The following is a 21,122-nucleotide window of genomic DNA, read 5'->3' on the forward strand; positions in this document are numbered from 1 at the left end:
GGAATTGATTATTTTGTATTTAGCTATTTATCCAACTTTGTTTTCAAAAGTTCTGTTAATTTTACAGTGAAAGGGGTGGCTGAATTTCTGAAATTTTCAAATTGGGTAAGTTGTCTTAAATCAAAACTGGCACTCCCGAAATCATCAGACACTTCACCTTCTATTTCATAGATAAAATACAGTTGCCCTTTTGGTTCGGGATAGTGTTTTTTGATTAAGTCATTTTTTGAGTATACTTTTGGTCCAGCAGATTTTAATTTGTAAATTTTATTCGTTTTGAGCTCATTTTTTCCGTGAAGAATCAGATATTTGGCATCAATATTTTCTTTTGTTAATCTAAAAGAGCCTCTGTATGTGCTAGTTCTCAGATTGTAAAGATTGTTTTTCAATATCCAATTTAGTTGTTCTATATTTTTATAAAATCCTATAATTACAGATATTTTATCAATAATGAGCCTGTCTGTACCTGAAAATTCAGGTATTCTGTCGTGTAAAAAATCTGCATCAGATTTAGTTTTTTTGAATATTTTATTGATTTCATCAGAAAGTTGTTCACGTTGTGAAGTTTTGTCCAGTAAATGATCAATAATTAAATCGAGAAAATTGGATAACTCTCTTACATCCGAATCAGGTGATGGATTCACGGAAAAGGCTCCCAAACCAGGAATAATTTCGTGGAAACCTCTGAAAGGTTTTTCATTTATATCTGGATATAAAATATAAGCACCACCTGAACGACGAATAGCATCTTTATATGCATGCATTTTTAATAAATCAATATTTTTATAGTTTCCCTTTCTTTCGTCGATAGATACTTTGCTTAATTCTTGTTCTAAATCGATTCCCTCTAAATCAAGCTGTGCTGTCCGATAAAAATTATCAACCTTATATTTTCCGTCAAAATGGATATGAACGATAGATTCATTAGCTTCAGCTTGTTCTTCCGAAAACATTTTGGGCCAGGCACTCAGAGTAAAATCTGGTCTCATCGGAGTTGTCCAGCTTCCGCTAACTTTATTCTGATAGGGTATTCCGCCTTTGAACGTGCGGTTGTATGAAAATTTTATATTTAAATCCCGATTTCTTTTGGTAAGGTTTCCCTCCAAAGCAGTATGTTTTCCTGATTTTAACATCACATTCAAACCATCATTGGTTTCTGTGATTAAATGTTTGTAAACTTTCTCATCAAAGATGATGCTCTCAATTTCAAACTTTTCTTTTATTAAATCATATAAAGTAAAAAACAACCAATATTCATAAAGTGTAGCAATATCTTTTTTTCCAGCTTTATACACATCGTCTCCTCCTTTCCAAATCAATTTTGAAGCAAAATCAAATTGTAACCATCGATTCAGAACTTCTCTGTATCCGCTTCTTTTTTGCAGAACAGGGCTGTTGAGTTTTAATGATGTCGGTGGATTGATATCTTTAAAAAAAGTATGATTTAAAAAAAAATCCAGTTTCTTTGACAGATAAGTTGCTTCTGTAGACGGTTTGGTCATTTTGAATTTTTGAAAAACACGCAGACATTCATCACAAAATTGTTTAAAAGTTTCCAGAACGTATTTTATAAATCGGTTTTCAGGAGTATCCGAATTTTCAATTTTACGAAAGCTATTTATTTTCAATGGTACAGAATATATTTTAAACTTCTGCATCAGATGCTGTTCGGACAGAAGAATTCGGTTCGAACCTGAAATAATCTGACGAAGTGAGTGATTATTTATTCTTCTGATTTTCCGTATATCGGCTGTCTCCGATTCTGTTTCCCAATTTGTTTTTGGGTTAATGATGATTCTTTCAATAGATTCAGTAAATATAGAGTTATCGATAATAGATTGTACAAAACAAAATCTTTGATAAATCGTTCCGCAATCGCAATCAAAATTAATATCAAAAGTTTGATAAATGGGTGTATTGATCTGCATCAATAGTTCCGTGCATTTATCTGTGATACTTTCCAGCATAAATCTGTAATTTTCACGGTAGCTTTTGTCGAGTTCTCGATTAAATTTGGTAGCTAATACTTCTATATCTAAATTATAAACAGGTTTTCCTAATGCTATTTCTTCTATCTCTAATGTTAATGTGCCTACATAGATATTCGGTACCATCCTGCCAGATGAGATGTGTGTTTTGGAAGGAATTATTATTCCCGGAACGGAGGCCTTTAATTGATAAGTATTTTTATTGAAACTGTATTCGTAAGAATTACCTTCTAAAACCTGATAAATACTTTCGGAATATAGCAACGCATCCTGGCTGTCAATGATACGGAAGTCAGATCTACCCTCCGGAAAAACGGAAAGTATCAATCCAGATTCAATCTCATCTAACAATATCTTAAGGCATTCATTTTTCATACATGTTAAGCTTCTGCATAACTTGTAAAACCATTGTCCAAAGCATTTTTGTACATCCGTACTAATTTTTCAAAAGTAATCGGATATAATATATTTTCAGAAGATATTTCTTCGTTTTTGGCAATAGAAAAAGATTGTCCGTCTTTTAGGCATAGGAGAATCAGAGCGTCTAATACTTTAGCAATTTTACTTCTTGAACCATGTAACTTAGGAAGCAATTTCTGCATTACTGCAATATCAATACATTCATTATCTGAAAATGTTCCGATATAGCTAAGTTTTTTCATCAATAATAACATTTCAAATGCTGTTCGATATCCGAATTCCGCTCCAGTTTTCTTTAATTCATTGAAGAATTTTACAAAGATATCCGCATAAATATCATTTGGCACAATATGATTGTCAGAAGCAAGTTTTAAAAAATTTTCAGATGTTGAAGCTCCTTTGCTTTTCAAAACAGATAAATCAATTGTTGACGGTTGACGAAAGAAGCTTTTGATACTAGCCTCATCAATCCTAAACTCAATAGTATTGGCTCTGTCTAACACTTTAGGACTAAACATATAAGTTGTTTCATCAATATTTACAGTACCTATTATAAAAAGATTTTTTGATATGTCGACAAATGGAGGAACATAAACTCCTTCGGGACTTTTTCTGTTTGTTCCGCAATACAGCATTATTTTATCTTCCGATTCCATCACACTGAGAAAATCTGCAAAATAACGTTCTACATGGCTAAGATTCATCTCATCTAAGATAAGAAAATATGGTTTGTGTTGGTTTTCATCTTTTGAAGCTTCAATGATGATATTCAAAACCCCGGAATCAGGCAAGATATATTCTTCTGGACTAAGACCATTTGGGTATCCAAGTAATGGTTCTCTGTTTGTCCAGTCAGCTCCTACGGGAATAATTTTATATTGGCTGTCGTCTTCACAAATCCATTGTACAAAACTCTGTGCAATTTTCGTTTTACCCGAGCCTGAAAGACCTGTTAATAATACAAAGGGCTTGGTCAATAGGGAAGCGATAAAACGAATGACAATTGTTGGGTCAAAGTTAAGTCCTGAATTACGAATTGATTGTATAAATTCTTGCTGATTAAATAATAAATAATTTAAATTGTTTCCGATATTGGTATCTTCTTTTCTTGCTTTCAAAAAATCCACATAGGTCTTTACAGAAGCTGAATACCACCCTTTCAGTGAAGCTGACGGTCTTTCTTCTTCATAATACTTTCCGCCTTTATTTTTTTGTTCTTTTAACAAATCTTCATATAAATCAATTATTTCATTAAGATTATTACGTTCAAAAATATTGTAACCTACAATCTTAGATAAATTTTCAATAGAAGTGACATATTGTTGCTTAGTGCTGGTTTGAATACTCAAAGCTCTTTTACTCCATTCAATATAGTCTTTTTGATTATTTAAAGATTTTTCCTTTACCTCAAATCCTTTATCACGAAGAATTTTAAAAGGAATTTCGATATTATTTTTAAAATCAGATAAGGTTATTTCTTTTCCTCCTTTAAATTCATTTGCCACTGAAAGTACCAGAATAGGAGGATATTTTGCTCCTTTATAAATCAAGTCATACCTAGAGGAATGCCTTCCCCTCTTTAGATCAGGATTGCTATCTATTTGTTTAATAGCTTTAATTAATTCTCCCTGTGTAAAATCGATTTTCATAATTTGCTAAAGTTTAACAAAATCAACTCCGACTCTGATTGGATAAGAAAATGCATGATTTGCTATTCTTTGAGTATAATTAGGTCTTATTGTTCCTAAATAAGTCAACTTTTCACTTTTTGTATTTCCTTCTTTATCCAGGTAATGTACATTTATTTGACTATTCTCATCTATCTTATTTATTTTTTCAAATACTTTATACTGTATTGGTTTGATATATATAGGGCTATATTTTTGTTGATTTTCATCTTGGGCTATATCTGACCATATAATAGTAATATCATTAGGGAGATAACTAATAAATGCAGTTTCGCCTAAATCAAGTGCTTTATTAATGTTTATAGGCTTTCCTTCGGCAAAATAATAATTACTTTTAATCTTATCGTGTGGTCTTAAACAATCACAAAGAGCAGTTAAGCATATAAGATACTTAGGTCTTTCTTTATGATTTTCGTTTTCTTCCATTAAAAATACATCTCCAAAATTAATTGTTTGACCAATCTTATCTAAGTAAAAGGAATTATAAAAAACATTCATTTTATGCAATGCACCTAAATCAGTATACTCTTTTTCAATCCTAGATTCAAATTCATCCAGTAATTGATCATCTAACAATAATGATTGTCTATCACGAAGCGACATCGAAATTTTTTCTAGCAAAATCTCGTCGATAAAGCTCTTGAAAAAATGTCCAATTTTTTCCTTTTTTAATTTTCTTCGATGATGAATTAAAGCATCCTTCGAAAAGCTCATAATAGAATCATTAGTTATTGCACTTGTTCTGAAAAGATGATTGTATAGTTCAATTCCTAATAATTGATTATAACTTTCAACATCATTAATTATATGGTTCTTAAAATTTTCTAAAAGCACATTAGCTTTATTTTCAGTTTTATTTAATATGGTAATGATGGTGTCATTAATAACTATTATTTTACTTTTATAGTTGATGTAACTTGGACAACATAATGCTGTTTCTGATTTATGAGTGGATAAGAGAGATATTGAAGATTTGATTATAGCGCAGGTTTGATCTTTTTCTCCTGTAATTTCAATAAGCTTATTTATAATTTCTTTATCTTGTTTATATATTTCCCCTCTTAATCTCTTAACTTCTGTTAAATTTGATCTATTAATATTGACTTGATGGAAAATATCATTTAATGACGGGGGATATTCTTCAAGCTCTATTTCTTCTTTTACTTTTTCGTAATAATCTCTGGTTTTGTTAGAAAAAAATGAAATTAAATTAAATAAAACGTCATCTAAATTATTATCAGATGTATATATAGAGCAAAAATTTATATGTTTTGCTCTTACTACTTCCTTTAATAATTTTAATGATAATAATTCCCCGCTTTCGCCTGCTAACTTCCAGTCTAATATTACAAAATCTCGATTATTAGTAATAAATTGTAATTCTGTTAGCTCATTTTCTGAACCAATATTAAATTTATATACTTCTAATGAAATTCCATTCTCTTTGAAGTTTTTATACAAGTTTTGTGATAATTCTTCCTCGGTAAGATTTTCCGGAATTGAAACATTTTGATAAAAGGCTTTCGCTTTATCATCAATATATATAGCTGATTTTATTGCATCTTTTAAAATCGCATCCGCTCGTTCTTCAAAGGTCATGATATTATGAATTAGGGGTTATAACAAAGCAAGCACCATCCAATCTATTATAAGAATTTTTATTGGTTGCATAAATACGGAATCCAGACTCATTTAAACTTTCTTTAGCCAGATATAATCCGATGCCTCTGCCGCTAGGACGATTTGAATAAAATAAATCAAAAATTTTAGGCAGTCTGTGTTCCTCTATTTTTTGTCCAGAATTAAGAATGAGTATTTCTTTTTTCTCTTCCAGATAATCAAAGTGTATTTCTTTAATTTCTGCATTTTTCATCCAAAAAACTGCATTATTAACTATATTTATTATAACGGTATATAATACAGGTTCTTTAATACGAATGATATGATTCTCAAAAGAATCACTTACTACAATATTTATTTTTTCTTCCGTTAGTTTTCGGTCAAAAAAGTCCTTTATATACGTTATAATTTCAGAACATTTAATATCCTTACTTATAGCGGAATTAATTCTGTATAAAGGAGACAATAAATCATACTTATCTTCAAGATTTCTAAAGGTTTTTTCCAAAAGTTGGTAATCGGAATTTTCGACTATTCCAATTTCTTCGTCTAATTTTTGAAGTAGCCGATTAATTCTGGAGTATAATACATTAAATTCGTGATCAATAATCTCAACAGCAATTCCTAATTGTGCGGTATCCTGAACTTGATTCCATTGATTTCTCATTCTATCATACTCTGCTTTATAGGCACCCTGTAGTAACTCTTCATCAATATCAAAACTCATTCTATTAACGTGATTTACTAAAGGAATTAATGTTTCATTTAATGTCTTCTTTAATTCCTCAAACTTCTTCTTAATTTCTTCAGATTGTTTCTGAATCTCGTTCTTTGAAAAAATAGAATCTAAGGCGGCTTTTTTTGCATCTCCAAACTCATTCAATATTGATTCGGAACGATTATTATATTCCGCTATTAACGAGTTTACTTTTGATTTTAAAATTTCAAAATTATCAGAAATAAGTGTCTCCAATTCTCCCTTATAAATATCAATATTTTTTGTGAAATTTATTTTCAAATCCCTTAATTCTGCTTTTTCAGCAACTTTAACCATTAAAACAATACTATTCTTTTTAATATTGTTATTAAAGGAATGAATCTGATCTTCATATTTATTTAATCGATCCAACTGCAAATCAGTAGGTTCATATCTTTTAGGAATAGAAGGAAGAAGGTTCTCAAATTCAACATCTAATCTGTGTAACCTTTCCAAAATACTTTCTATTTCTGAAAAAGCAACATTGGTGTCTTCAATTTTTTGGGCTAATAGCTCTAATAAGGAAGAATATTCTTTTTCATATTCTTTAAATTTATTTGGATAAGCATTTAACGATCTACTAAATGCTTTTTTCTCTTCAGTTTCTCGCTTACTATCTGATTCTATAGCTTTATTTCGTTCATTTAATATTTTTTTCTGATCTAAAAAAATCGATTGTTGAGCCTTATCCGAGAAAAAATCCTTAGCCACTTGAATAAAGAACGCAATTAAATCTGCTTCGAATGCTCTATACGGATCATTAGAAATCAACCCTTCACGGCTAGATTTGTCTTTCAGGTCAGGGTTTTCTCTTCTACTCAATTCTAAATAACCAAACATTCTCCGGTAGGAAAAATAATAGGTACCAATTCTTTTATTTCTACGTTCTTCAAACTTTAAAAAATCTGCATTAGGTCTACCGTATGGCAAAACTCGGAACTCATCCCTAAAAATATACAGACCGCCGTTTTTGGACACTTTATCATTTATTTTTTTAAAGGCATTATCACCAAGCATAGAATCTTTTCTGTCACCTTGACTGTAACCTAATCTAATAGGTATTTCTCCATAGAATTTTTTTGCAAATTTTCTACGTGTAGTTATATATTCATACGGAACTATTTTATCATAAATTTTTAAATTCCCTTTGAAATTTCCATTACCGTCAAATTTCCCGTCAATTAAAACATCAGCTAAATGATAATCATCTGCGTTAAAAAAATTCCCCTCTCCGTTTATAAGCTCTTTGTCTTGACCTAAAACTTCGTGTATATAAAAAAAAGTATTAACAAGTTGGTTATTTTCTTTAAATGGGTTTACGAATCCGGATAAACTGGATATTGTAAATTCTCGTCCCTCACTATTATCTTCATCTTTATTTTCTTCAGCCAGTTCTAAAATTTGGTCGATAGGTTCAAATATTAAAAATTTTGTACCGTGGTTTTCTTTTATGTCAAGAAAACTAGAAAATAATGTATTAATCATTTCATTTGTTAAACGTGCATTTATAACGGATTTTAATATTTCATACTTAAGATTCAGTTGTTTATCTTCCCAGATCGGATTTCCTTCACTATCTTTTTTCTTTTTGAAGTTTTGCAGAAAGGAGATTTTTAGTTTGTAAAAAGTATCTCTTACTTTTGAAATAGAAGCTAAATCTTCAACAGGAATATATATATCATCTAAAAATAAATTAAAGTTTTCCAATAACCTCCAATCAAAAAACAATAACTGAACAGGATGCCCAATCTTTTTAGTAACCATTAGCATCGGATATCCTAAGTATGCAACAGACAGTCGTCCTATACCTTTTTCACCGGCTTTAATTCTCGGTTTTTTCCAAAGTGTTTCCTGATCTTCTAGTTGTTCTAACTCAGCTCGACTTTTTGAATCCGTTCCTAATACCAGCCATTTTTCTAAAATATCTTTTTTAGACATTCCTTTTCCATCATCGGAAATTAGGAACAACGAGGAAGGCAAATCTCTAAATTTTACTTTAAAAATTTCTGCAGTTAAATTATCTGCATAAGCATCATATCCATTTTTCCATAATTCAGTAATAGCTGTAGGTAAATCTGCGATTTGTCCTTTACCTAATAAATCAACTGCTCTTGCTTTTGTTCTAAACTGCATTTGAGTGATTTTGGATTATTGACTTGCCTATTGCTTCAGCATATTTAGGAGGTACAGCATTACCAATCATACGTGCGATGTTAGCAATACTGGTTGCTTTAAAAATATAGTCTTTTGGAAAGGATTGTAAAACAGCACCTTCTCTTAAGGATATAGCGCGATCTTCTTCTGGATGTGCAAATCTTCCATTTGAAAAGCTGAAAAACTTTGTTGTTATCGTTGGAGATGGCCTATTCCACCACATCCGTCCATAAATATCTTTGAAACCAGTCGTATTTCCATAATGACATTTTGGTGCTAAATTTTTATCATAAACATATGCCATCCTTGTGCCTCCATTTTTAGGAGTAATAGCAAGCCTTTTTAAGTTGATTTCTGATAATCCAGATGTTGTATGCATAAAATCACTAGAGTCATTATTCCCAGGTTTTATTTTTGGAAACCCATTATGTTCACCTATGACATCACTTACTTTTATTTTTTCACCAGAAACACGAATTGGGGCTAACTCTTTATCAGTAATACGATTTGCGATAAGTGTAAAACGTTTACGAAATTGTGGAACTCCATAGTTACTTACTTCGTGAACTTTACAGTGTACTTTATATTTATTGTCTTCTTTTAACCAATTAATAAAATCTTGAAGGCCACTTTCCTCTTTTTTTCTAAAAACGCCTGGAACATTTTCAACAACCACATAACCAGGTTTGAAATATTCCACAAATCTTCTAAACTCTTTTAATAAATCTTTAGACTTTTCGGCTTTTTGTTTCTTTGTGTTTATAATACTCCAAAATTGACAGGGACTACATCCTATCAAAATTAAATCATTATCGTTTTTTTTTAGATTAAGCTCTTTTTGAAGCTCTTTTGGTTGATATTTAAAAACATCTTTATGTATGAATTTAGCTCCTTCAATATTGGTTTCATACGTTTCTTTACAAGTTTCGTCAAAATCGATGCCGGCTAAAATATCAATGCCAGCACTTTTCATTCCGTGGCTCATTCCTCCTCCAGAACAAAAAAAATCAACTGCTTTTAGTTTATTCATTTTATAATCAATCTAATTGATTTTTTGTATTTTAGGTCTAATATAAAATTACATTAGTACAAATGTTTGTGCTAATGTAACTCAAATCTTATAATTTTAAAAATATATTTATAACTCTTCTGACAATATGAGGTTTTTAATAGATCTATTTTATGATTTTTTTCGTTATCATTTATTTGACAAAATCGACTTTTTTATCTCAAAAGCTACAATATGTAGTTAAGTATTATAAAATGCAATGAGGTATTAAATTCATTAAATTAATATAATTATAAAGGCTAGTCGTAATTGAATATATTTTCCAATTTTCACATAATCAAAACCATCAAAAAAAATAAAAACCAGTTAAAATAGTTTAACTGGTTTTTTAAATTATCCTACTTAGGAGTTTATATTATCTTAACTCTCATAAATATAAGGAACCTCAAAAGCAACTTTAGCTCCTTCAATACTTCCGTCTGAAGCGATTACATTATTGGTTTGCACTATAAAATCTTTATTTTTTGTGTAAGAAACCAAGCGTTCTTTGGTAATAGTCATGGCTAGTGATTTGTGATTGCTGACTTTCTCATCTGTGCCAAATCCTTTACCGTTATCGGTTACTTCAAAATAGAGTTTTTCTTCTTTCAGATAATAGTGAATATCAATTTTGCCATTTTCTGTTGTGTTACTTAATCCATGTTTGATGGCGTTTTCAATGTAGGGCTGAGCCAGCATTGGTGGTAAAAATATGGATTCAGTATCAATGCTTTCTTCTATACGGATATTGAAATTGAATTTGTTTTCATATAAAAGTTGCTGTATGGCGAGGTAATTCTCAAGCATTTCAACTTCTTCAGCCAATGAAATATAGTTCTGGTTGGAGTTTTCAAGTATTTGTCTTGTCAGTTTAGAAAACTTGCCCAAATAGTTCACTGCTTCATCATTTTGTCTGTTATTAATCAGGCTTCTGATGTTCTGAATCGAATTGAATATAAAATGCGGGTTCATCTGAGTGATAAGTAGCTTTTGTTTGATTTGGTTTTTTTCCAGAACCGTAATGGCTTGTTTCTGTTTATTGTTTCGGTAGTAGAAATAAGCACCCAGCAACGAAAGAAGGAATACAGAAGAAACGGCAATCAGCCAGTTATTTTTAACGGCCGTTTTCTTTTCTGAACTTAGTTTGATGGCGGCTGTTTTCTTTTCAGAACTTAGTTTGATGGCAGCTACATTTTTTTCCTGAGCGAGTTTCTGGTTTAGCTGTTTTTTTTCAAAATCATATACTAACTGTTGTCGGGCTAATGTGTTTTTTGAGGTTTCCAGTGCCATTTTCTTTTGGGCTTCGAGCTCGACGGCTGTTACTTTCTTTTGCTGGATTATTTTTTGTTGCAGTTCTTTTTTCTCAAACTGGTATTTGAGTTCTTGTTGCGCCAATTCGTTTTTTGAGGCTTCTAAATTTGTAGAATCTTTTATTACAATATTGGCTTCATGCATTTTTAATGCTTTTTCATACTGTCCGCTTTCTTTATAAATTTTGTATAGCAAGGAGGTGATACCGGACTGCGAATTGATGTTTTTATTTTTTTTTGCCAGGCTGTAGCTCAATTCACCATACTCCGCAGCCTTATCATAGTTTTTATTTTTGTAATTAATGCGTGCAGCACTCCCATATACTCCTTGTTTTGAAATATCATCATTACATAAATCTAAGGCTCTTTTTAAATAATCTTCCGACTCAGCTAGTTTTCCCAATTCACTGGAGGATTGGGCCAATTGTACTAAAATTATCGATTCTGCCTGAGGATCTTTATTCTTTTTGATATAGTAGTATGCTTTTAAAAAACTGTTATGGGCTTCGGTAAAGTTTTTAAGACGGGTATAAGATGTGCCTATATTATTATGAATTACCGCTAAACTATGGCGGTCTGATTTTCTTAATTCTGACTCTGGGACATCATAATAGGGCAATGCTTTTTTTAGATGAACAATAGCTTTATTCCAGTCCTGCTGAGCTATACAAGCGGTTCCTATTTCCATATTTACGGTTGATATTCCGCTTTCATTATTAATGCTCTCGTAGAATTTTAAGGCTTCAAAAAAGTATTTGAACGTATTGGGCCAGTCAGCAATATGGCGGTAGTACGCACCTTTACCAACTATCGCTAATGCCATAGGCTTATAGTCTTTGGATTCTTTCCAATACTTTATAGCTTCATCAAAGTGCATTGGCGCATTTTTGTTGCCCTCACTTGTTTCTTTTTTTGCGGTATTGTAGTAATACACACCTGCAGCAAATTGGTATTTTCGCTTTACTTTTGGGTGAAGTTTGGGCATTGCCAATCCTTTAGTAAAAACAGGAGGTAACTGATTGAAGTAGGCCACATGTGCTTTACTCAACATAATTGTGTTATCCATACCCGCAATAATGGTATTAATACGTGTTGTATCACTAATTTTGGGATTAGCCAATATCGTTTCTAAAGAATCAATTGTTTTATTCTGAGAATAAACAGGAAAGCCGATAAAGAGAAGGAGTAGAAAAGGTGCTAAATGCTTGTAATTTAACATAAATTTGAGGGATGTGATTAAAAAACGGAAGTAAAAATAATCAATTGATAGATACATATAGCCCAACCAACAAAAATAAAAAACCAGTTAAAATACTTTAACTGGTTTTTTATATTACCTTTTTAGCAGTTTATAGTAAGTATCACTTTAGCTTTCATAAATGTAAGGAACTTCAAAAGCGACTTTGGCGCCTTCGATACTTCCATCAGAAGCGATTACATTATTAGTTTGCACCACGAAATCTTTGTTTTTAGTATAGAACGTCAAACGCTCTTTTGTGATGGTCATGGCCAGTGATTTGTGATTGCTGACTTTCTCATCAGAACCAAATCCTTTACCGTTATCGGTTACTTCAAAATAGAGTTTTTCATCCTTTAAATAATAATGGACATCAATTTTTCCGTTTTCTGTTGTATTGCTTAACCCGTGTTTGATGGCGTTTTCAATATAAGGCTGCGCCAACATAGGTGGTAAAAATATGGATTCGGTATCCATGCTATCTTCTATACGGATATTGAAAATGAATTTGTTTTCATACAAAAGTTGCTGTATAGTGAGATAGTTTTCAAGCATTTCAACCTCTTCAGCTAATGAAATATAATTCTGATTGGAGTGTTCAAGAATTTGTCGGGTTAGTTTAGAAAACTTACCCAGATAATTTACTGCTTCATCATTTTGTCTGTTGTTAATCAAACTTCTGATGTTTTGTATGGAATTGAATATAAAATGCGGGTTCATTTGTGTGATTAGTAACTTCTGTTCTAACAGTAGTTGTTGGTTCTGCATTTTTACTCGTCTGATTTTTAATAAAGCAACTAGGAAACCCAAAACAATCAGAAGACCTATAAAGCCGGCAATCAGCCATTTTTTTTGTAATTGAGAAACGGCTACTGTTTTCTTTAAGGTGTTCACACTTTTCTTTGCCGTAGTTAAGGTGTCTTTATAAGCATATTCGTATTTGATTTCTGCGAGCTTATCAAAAGTTTCTTTTTTGTACAGGCTGTCGTTTAGTTCTTTATGTTCTTGTCCGCTTTCATAGGCCAACTTATACTCTTTGATAGCATAATAGATTTTTGAAAATAAAAGAGAGTAATCCGTTTGCAAGCTCAGGAGTTTGAGTTCATTGGCAATATCACTTCCTTCTTTGGCAAACTGCATTGCTTTATCATATTCCTTTTTAGCAAAATAAATCCTGCCCATATTCAAATAACTGTTAGACAGTTCCCGCTGAGCTCCGATCTGCTTATATGTTTTTATTGCTTTTTCATAATGACGGAGCGATTCATCATAGTTTTCAACCATAAAGTAATAAGCTCCAATATTGTTATTGAAAAAAGCAACGGCAAAGGTTTCATTTGCTTCCTGGCTTAGTTTTAATCCTTTCTTAAATATTGCTAAGGCTTTAGGATTTTTTTCCGTCATAAGGATAATACCGATGTTGCTTAAGCAACCCATAACCTGTTTCTCTTTTTTTAGCTTTTCAAAGATGGCTAATGATTTATATAAATAAGAAAGAGCGACTTTATTATTTTCCATTTCCTGATACATCGTACCAATGTTGTTTAAATTGGAAGCAATGCTATATTCATCATTAAATTGTTTGCTGATTTCTATGGACTTATTATAGTATTCTAAAGCAAGAGTGGGTTGGTTTTGCTGTTTATAAAGATTTGCCAAATTGATATAAGTAATAGCAAGTCCTTTTCGATCTCCTAACTTTTCATCAATTACTATTGTTTTTTTATAATAGTCAAGGCTTTTGTCATAATCTCCCTGAGTATTATGAATCATGGCAATAATCATCAAAGCGTTTGAGGCCACTTTTAATTTACCGGATTGTTCACTAAGTTCTGTGGCAGTTTTAAGATATTCCAAAGCTTTTGGATAATCAGTCAGATCGTAATAAGCCATACCAATGTTCAAATTACAATTGGCAACACTTACTTTAATCTTTAAATCCTCGTAAACCTCCATGGAATTCTTAAAATAACTAATGGCAGTTTGATAATCTCCTTTTCCTGAATAGGTTCTACCCGACATCAGTAAGCTATAGGCTTTTCCTTTTTTATACTGTAAGGCTTCAGAGAGTTGTTCCGATTCTTTATATAACTGTAATGCTTTATCAGCATCAGTCCTCATTATTTTAAGAGCTGCTGCATTTAATAATTTAACCCTTATCGTATCTTTTTTTGTATAGGTCTGTAAGCTGTCTACTGCTTTGTTTTGTGAAAAACCATTGGATAGGTTGGCTAAAAAGAGTATAAGAAAAATTCGTTTTATAAATTGAGAAGATTTGATAGTAAACATCAGTAAGGTGGTAGTTTTTTTTGGTTGTTACGTTTTTAGAAAATCAAAAATAGGATAATTTTTGTAGTAAATTGTTCAAACTGTTAACAAGTATCATTTTTGTTTGTTGTTTTTTATAGCTATAATTGATAAGACAGTAACTCAGGTAAAATAGTATCGATTAATAACTACTTTTTGAATATATAATTCTGTAGAAAAAATCTTTCATTTAGTCATCCGAACCGATTTTTCTCTACATTTGAAAAAACCAATCCAATGAATACCCTAAAAATCAAAGACTATATATTTCCTATCAATACTGAGAAATCGTTCATAAAAGAATACAACCAAGAAGATTTAGAACCCGTTTGTACCGTCTGGGATATTTGGATACAAAGTGATGAGGCTCCTTTTATAGAAGGGAATCATAGCGGGAATATTCGTTGCGAGCAGATGATGGCTACGCAGGGCAATTTGCAATCGCTTGTTGGTAAAACAATCCATATAAAAGACGCCTATGACTATGTGACCGATGAACATCTGTTTACCTTTTATATGTTTAGACACAACGGTATCAAGGACAATGAAATCACCTTTGAAAAAATTGAAAACAACAAAGTCTATGTACACTGGAGAGGCATAATTGAAGAATTGGGCTTTGAAGGCGAATACAATAACAATGTGCCTTTTGAACTTTCCTGCGTATTGGAAATTAAACAAATGGTAGAAAATAAAGACTATAAATCACCATCTACAGAAGTGTTAAGGCTTATCGCTACCGCTGACGATGACTTTGACAACAATCAGGAACTACTTGATGCAATTATCGACATTACCGACGAATACCGACTTAACGATGAAGCTTATATTGCGATCATAGATCTTTTAAGTTCCGAATCTTTTCTCGAAACTTTTGAGGATGAAATTGACAGTTTGGAAGATTTTATCTCAAATTTCACCCATTTCAGCAACGACCGTACTCCAGTACCACAAAATATTTCGAAGAAAGCCCTGAAAAAGTGGCGTAAAATAGATCTGTTGGCTGAAATTATTGGAGATCATAAATAGCTGTATTGTGCTATGTGTTTACGAATACCCGCACATAATTATCAGTTTGTAAAACAATCGATAGTAACGAATAATGAAATATCCTATACCTTATAGAAAAATCGACAAATGGGGCTTTTCAAATGCTGAGAAGGCTATACTTATTGACTGTATTTATGATGATGTAATCTATCCATTTAGCGAAGAAAATTTTGATCTGGCTCTAGTGAAAATTGCTGATAAACGCTGTTGGATCAACACAAACGGAAAACAGATATCACCACTTGCAGACAGCGTATTTCCATTTACCAAAAAAGAAATATCGGTACTGATTATTGATGATAAAAATGGGGAAGAAAGACAATCAACGGATAATTGTTTATTTATAAATCGCTTTGGCGAAAGTGTCTTTACACTTCAGGCACTAACAGCAAATGGTTTTCAAGATGACAAGTGTATTGTTTGTTTTCCAAACCATTGTTATGGCGCTATAAATTCAAAAGGCGAAATTGTTGTTGAACCCAAATTTGACGATCTTAATGCGGTTTGGAATGAAATAGGGCGCCCTTATTCTGATGATAGAAACCGAAAGCTTAAGAAAAATCAAGAACTGATAAAATTTGAAAAAGACAGGTACTTTGGATTTAAAGACAGGGATGGAAATGTAATTTTTGAAGCCAGTTATTTTTCTGCCAGCGAGTTTGATGAAGGAACATCTATGGTTGCAAAAAACTCCAAAGCGTTTTATCATATTGATAGTAGCGGACAAAGACTCTACAACAAAGAATACTACTTCGGATTTAATTATGAATATGATATTGCAAAAGTAGTAACCGACATGCCGGATGTTAATCCATTTGTTCATGAACGATGGGGCGTTGACTATTATATTCCGGGAAACTCAAAATGGGGATATATTGATAAAAAAGGACAAGAATTTTGGGAAGACTAAAATAGTATGAACAAAATAAAACAATTTATAGAACAATTTTTAAGATAGAAAATAATTCCCCAATGAAAATACAATGCCCAAAATGCCTTCCAAAAGAAGGAATCGAACGCCCGGATTTTAGTACCTCAGAAAAAGACAAACTCTCTGAAATGGTAAAAAACAATCCTATGAAGGGCATGATGTATCTAAGAGAACAGCATATGCTTAGTCTACATGATGCAAAATATATTGTATTGCATATAAACGAAAAAACTGGACATTGCAATCGTTGCAATTTTGATAATTTGAAAGGAGAGTATATAAACTGTCCTAAATGTGGAGCCTTTAATTTTAACTGGATGTATAAGCCACAAGAAAACATATAGAGAAATAAATGAAAATAAACAACACACACTAAGACCTGAAAGTGTCATTTATGAATGCAATGATTTTGAAAAACAAAAAGTTATAGAAGTTGTTTACAAAGAGTATCAATAGTATGAATAAAAAGTAATTGTTTTATAATGAACACTAAGAAACTAATAGAAAAAAAAGATTGGCATTATTATGTTTATGAAGAAAACAATAGTATCACATTATCTGTTCCAATTCCTAAACCAAATCCGGGATTTGATATACTGTATACGTTGAGCGAGTCTGAAAAGGAAAAATATTTAAGTACAGGAATTAAATCCCTTGAAAACCGGATAGAAGATATGAAAATAAACTTTTCAAATTATGAAATGAATTCCTGGAGATAGGGAGTCATTGGTTTAATAAAGAGAAATAGAAGTATATGTTTAGATACAACAAAAGAAAAATAAAATGATTTACCATTAGTAAGGCACAGAATGAAATATTTTAGAATAACGCAAGAAACCGATTCAAAGGTAATTGGTCGATATCCTCAGGTAAAAGAATTAAAAATTCCTTTCCATGAAGCAAGAGCGTCACAATGGGGAAAAATAAGCCAGTGGAAAACGGAAGACGACGTTCCAGAGCTCAATCAGTTTGTATTGCATTATAATTCGAGACTTTCAGATTTAGTTTCTAACAATTTTGTTATTGTTTCGAGCGGCCTGTTCATCAGTGAAAAATGCCATCAGATTTTGAACCCCTTTACGATAAATGGCAATTTTCATCCCATGACTATTTTTAGAAAAGGAACGCCTCATCCATATAGTTTTCTTTGGTATGAATATGGAGCAAAAAGTAAAATCGACTTTAAAAAATCGACATTTATTGAATATAATGATATCATTGAAAAAACGGGTGAAATAATACCGATAGATGACTCTGAAGATTACAAAGTTAAGTTTAGAAAGCTATACGATGAAAAAGATGAGAAAGGTGAGGTTGGTTGGGATTTAACGCCAACGGTTTTAAAAATAAAGGAATACTTTGATATGACTCCTGCTTTTGGTATTGGTTTAATCTGTAACGAAAACGTAAAAAATGCCATTGAAGAAAACAAGCTGACAGGTTTTATATTCGAGCGGTTGGATATTGAAATTGTTTTCGCAGATAAGTAAATGCAATTATCTTAATTGAAAAAGATAGGGTGTACGAAATAATGTGCCTTCTAAGCTTAGGACAAACCTTAAAACTAACAAATAAAACAAGAATTAAATGAATTCTACTTCCAATCAAAAATTAGCTATCTATTCAATTTCGGACATTTTTCCGTTGTTTGAATACATGCACAATCAAATTGGCCTTTCTTCCAGCCGGTTTATAGAACAGAATGAAATTGCCCGTACAATCTGGTTGGCCATGCGAATTGATGGAGAAATTAAAAACGGAGGTATTGAACAGCTTTTTTCCAACTTTGGAGAAGGGTTCAATACTGATTATATGATAGAAGTTCTTCAAAATATCAAAAGTGAAAAGGGTAGGGAAATCGTCCAAAAATTCATTGATTTTATTCATCAAACGGATAAGCACAAAACCTCATTTTATGGTGATTACGCTTATGTGAGTGGTTTTGATAAAAAGCTAAAAAAATTACACAATGAATTGAGTGATGAATATTACACCATAGATCCAAGTGTGGAAGCATTGATTGTTCAATATGCAGAAGCAAATTGGGGCAATGCAGATTTTCAAGAGTCAATTAAAGAGGTTGTTTTTAAAAATAATGAAAAAGACGAATCAGCATTGATTGGTGATTTAAATGATGCTATCAAAAGCGGCAATGTTTCAACAGTTAAGAAAATTTTAAAAAACCTGAATACTGTCAATCAAGCTTGTGAATACGGATTTGTGCCATTGCTTGAATTGGTTTATCTGTCTAACAGTGCTAAAAAAATTGAGATTTGTAAGCTACTCATCAATCATGGGGCTGACTTGAATTTCAGGGATAAATATCACGATTCTGTCCTTCACAAAGCTGCAGGGCAAGGCAATAATATTGAATTCATTGAATTTTTACTCGATCAAGGAATGGATGTCGAAATCAAAGATAATTATGACAATACACCCATTTTTGAAACCAATAATCTTCCGGAAAATTGCAACTTATTAATCAATCGAGGTGCGAATGTAAATACCAAAAACAAAAATGGTTATTCCCCATTGACAAAAATGTTGGATGGATACCATGGCTGGTATGGTAATAATTATGCTAAAGATTATCAACCTAAAATTAAGAAAACTATCGACCTGTTGTTGGATGCTGGTGCTATTTTTGGAACAGAAATTTTAATTCATGAAGCTACTGAACTTTCCAAGTTTGCGGAAGATCCGAACATGTTGAAGCACCTGCTAAAACAGAAATCGGTTAAAAATGCGCCTGAATTCAATCCCAATTACCACAAATGGTCGGCTGTTTTCGAGGCAAGCTTGAAGGGAAATCTCGAATGTCTGAAACTGTTGGCTGACAAAGGTGCGTTTTTAAACCAAACGTTAGATGTTCCTCATTACGAAACCAAAACATTCGGCGGAGCTACTCCAATGAACTTAGCATCGAATGATGAAGTACGTACATTTCTTGCCTCTCAAAATGTATCTATTGGAAACCGAAAAAACTATTCGTTGTTTCTTGAAACTAGAGGGAATGATGAAGAAGCAGTTATTGATTTGATTCAGCAACTAAAAAACATAGATAAGGAGGAAGCTGTAAAATACCTTCATACCGTTAAAAAGAAAATGGACGAATCTTATGAAAAAATTGACGATAAATATGTCATTTACAAACCGCTGTTTTTAAAAAGTTCGGAAAATGAAGAAGAAATCAGAAATACGGAATTAAAATTCAAGGAGTTTAATTGCGAATTGACATTGATTTAAGAACGGTGCAATAAATCTATGATAGTTAATATAAAAAAACCAACCTCTAATGGGTTGGTTTTTGTTTTCATAATTATTTACAAAATAAAGAAGCTGATAAACTTATTTTTTAACCAGCTCTACGTTTTTAATTTCACCGGTTTTTATGTCTTTCAGCACCATTACAGCGGTATCCGTCTGAGGTTTCCTATTCAATTTGAATGATTCGCAGGGATTCATATCTGAAAAATTAAATTCCCCAAATTGTAGTATTTCATCTCCTTCATTAATTCTGTCATTCAATGCAGCATCCCAGACTATACCAACAACAAATTTATCGTCTTTGATTACAGGTTGCACAGGCCAGTTCTTTTCGGTCAGATCTATTGCGTCATCCTGGTAAGGATTGAAATAGAGTTGCCTGCCAGGATAATCAACTACAACATCTCCATAGGATAATATTTTGCTTCCTATTCTTGATTTTGTGTCGCTGGTAGTTGTTGCGGTAATATTTTTAAAGCTAACTCCTGCAAAATTTAGTTCAGGCATCGATAGCATGAAATGTTCTTTTTGACTTTCAACACCATGTATGCCTAGTGAAAAGGCTCCCTTAGCCTGATATACTACAGAAAAAAGATCAAGCTTTTGAGACAAAGCATTTTCATAAACAGCTAATGACAAATCATATAGCCCAACCATTCCAGAATCGAACAAGATGGTTTCACTTGCGTCAATATTATTATTTTTTATGCCAATCTTTAAGTAAGGATTACTTTGTGTTTTGTCCTTTAATAAATGGGCATTTTTCTTTTTATCAGTACTAAAGTTTTTTAGTTTATCTGTAAAACTTACCGTCTTATCCTTATATGAAAATTTCACAATGCTGTTGCGCATCATATTGCTGCCAATAAATCCGTCAATTCCAAGGCATTCTAAAAAGAAACTGCTATCGGTAACCACAGCAGGGACATCTGTAAAGGTAATATCGCCTACCTGAACAGGTGGCAGTGTTACGAGCTTCATATTCTGTCTTAGGTTGCTGGAATCGCCAACATCCAGCCCATTATTATCCGATTGTAGTCCCAATTCATTATACAGTTCTTGCGAAATGGCACTCAGGGCTCCGGTATCAACAATAAAATTATAGGTTTTACCTTTAATAACAGCCTCCACTATTACAAGACCATTAATATCTTTGTAAGGAACGCTGACATTATAATTCTTTTGGACAACCTTGCCCTTATTTAGGGTTTTAATAGTTTGGGCAGTTGATAAATTAAGGCACAAAAGTGCAGAAAAGAGGTAAAGGAGCTTCATAAAGTAATTGATTAGGTAAATATTCAATTACACAATTTGTGCCAGAATTTTAATATTTCTAAAATTAGTA

General features: G+C 32.0%; 14 protein-coding genes. 6 read left to right on the top strand and 8 right to left on the bottom strand.

What is annotated here, in order from left to right:
* Positions 1–23 precede the first annotated feature (23 nt).
* From FJA49_RS13610 to FJA49_RS13640, 7 genes are all read right to left on the bottom strand, one after another.
* Complete coding sequence (locus tag FJA49_RS13610) at positions 24–2,363, bottom strand: DUF2357 domain-containing protein (RefSeq protein ID WP_140001463.1); 2,340 nt, start codon at positions 2,361–2,363, stop codon at positions 24–26.
* 5 nt (positions 2,364–2,368) lie between these two features.
* The gene (locus FJA49_RS13615; RefSeq protein ID WP_140001464.1) at positions 2,369–4,057 is read right to left on the bottom strand and encodes an McrB family protein; all 1,689 of its coding nucleotides are present in this window, start codon (positions 4,055–4,057) and stop codon (positions 2,369–2,371) included.
* Positions 4,058–4,063: 6 nt separating this feature from the next.
* Complete coding sequence (locus FJA49_RS13620; protein ID WP_140001465.1) at positions 4,064–5,695, bottom strand: response regulator receiver domain; 1,632 nt, start codon at positions 5,693–5,695, stop codon at positions 4,064–4,066.
* 4 nt (positions 5,696–5,699) lie between these two features.
* Entirely contained in the window at positions 5,700–8,606 is a 2,907-nt protein-coding gene (locus FJA49_RS13625) for an ATP-binding protein (RefSeq protein WP_140001466.1), read from the bottom strand.
* Positions 8,596–9,657, bottom strand: a complete 1,062-nt coding sequence (locus FJA49_RS13630; RefSeq protein WP_140001467.1) for a DNA cytosine methyltransferase — start codon at positions 9,655–9,657, stop codon at positions 8,596–8,598. The genes FJA49_RS13625 and FJA49_RS13630 overlap by 11 nt, the downstream gene beginning before the upstream one ends.
* 399 nt (positions 9,658–10,056) lie before the next feature.
* Positions 10,057–12,051 (bottom strand): tetratricopeptide repeat-containing sensor histidine kinase, encoded by a 1,995-nt coding sequence (locus FJA49_RS13635; RefSeq protein WP_158629491.1) that lies wholly within the window; start codon positions 12,049–12,051, stop codon positions 10,057–10,059.
* A 300-nt stretch (positions 12,052–12,351) separates the two neighbouring features.
* Positions 12,352–14,511 (bottom strand): tetratricopeptide repeat-containing sensor histidine kinase, encoded by a 2,160-nt coding sequence (locus tag FJA49_RS13640; RefSeq protein WP_140001469.1) that lies wholly within the window; start codon positions 14,509–14,511, stop codon positions 12,352–12,354.
* 255 nt (positions 14,512–14,766) lie between these two features.
* Between FJA49_RS13640 and FJA49_RS13645 the strand changes: the two genes are divergently transcribed.
* The 6 genes from FJA49_RS13645 to FJA49_RS13670 all read left to right on the top strand — a co-directional run bounded on the left by FJA49_RS13645 (position 14,767) and on the right by FJA49_RS13670 (position 19,756).
* Positions 14,767–15,558, top strand: coding sequence for a hypothetical protein (locus FJA49_RS13645; protein ID WP_140001470.1), 792 nt, complete (start codon positions 14,767–14,769; stop codon positions 15,556–15,558).
* Between the two features lie 73 nt (positions 15,559–15,631).
* Positions 15,632–16,489, top strand: coding sequence for a WG repeat-containing protein (locus FJA49_RS13650; RefSeq protein WP_140001471.1), 858 nt, complete (start codon positions 15,632–15,634; stop codon positions 16,487–16,489).
* Positions 16,490–16,551: 62 nt separating this feature from the next.
* Positions 16,552–16,854: a hypothetical protein gene (locus tag FJA49_RS13655; RefSeq protein ID WP_140001472.1), complete on the top strand. Its 303-nt coding sequence runs from the start codon at positions 16,552–16,554 to the stop codon at positions 16,852–16,854.
* Positions 16,855–16,992: 138 nt separating this feature from the next.
* Complete coding sequence (locus tag FJA49_RS13660) at positions 16,993–17,229, top strand: hypothetical protein (protein WP_140001473.1); 237 nt, start codon at positions 16,993–16,995, stop codon at positions 17,227–17,229.
* Positions 17,230–17,319: 90 nt separating this feature from the next.
* Positions 17,320–18,000: a hypothetical protein gene (locus tag FJA49_RS13665; protein WP_140001474.1), complete on the top strand. Its 681-nt coding sequence runs from the start codon at positions 17,320–17,322 to the stop codon at positions 17,998–18,000.
* A gap of 97 nt (positions 18,001–18,097) precedes the next feature.
* Positions 18,098–19,756, top strand: coding sequence for an ankyrin repeat domain-containing protein (locus FJA49_RS13670; protein WP_140001475.1), 1,659 nt, complete (start codon positions 18,098–18,100; stop codon positions 19,754–19,756).
* Positions 19,757–19,858: 102 nt separating this feature from the next.
* Here FJA49_RS13670 and FJA49_RS13675 read toward each other — a convergent pair whose 3' ends face one another.
* Positions 19,859–21,052, bottom strand: coding sequence for a retropepsin-like aspartic protease (locus tag FJA49_RS13675; protein ID WP_140001476.1), 1,194 nt, complete (start codon positions 21,050–21,052; stop codon positions 19,859–19,861).
* Positions 21,053–21,122: the final 70 nt, after the last annotated feature.

It is taken from the genome of Flavobacterium microcysteis, from assembly GCF_006385255.1.
In the GTDB taxonomy this organism is placed as follows: domain Bacteria; phylum Bacteroidota; class Bacteroidia; order Flavobacteriales; family Flavobacteriaceae; genus Flavobacterium; species Flavobacterium microcysteis.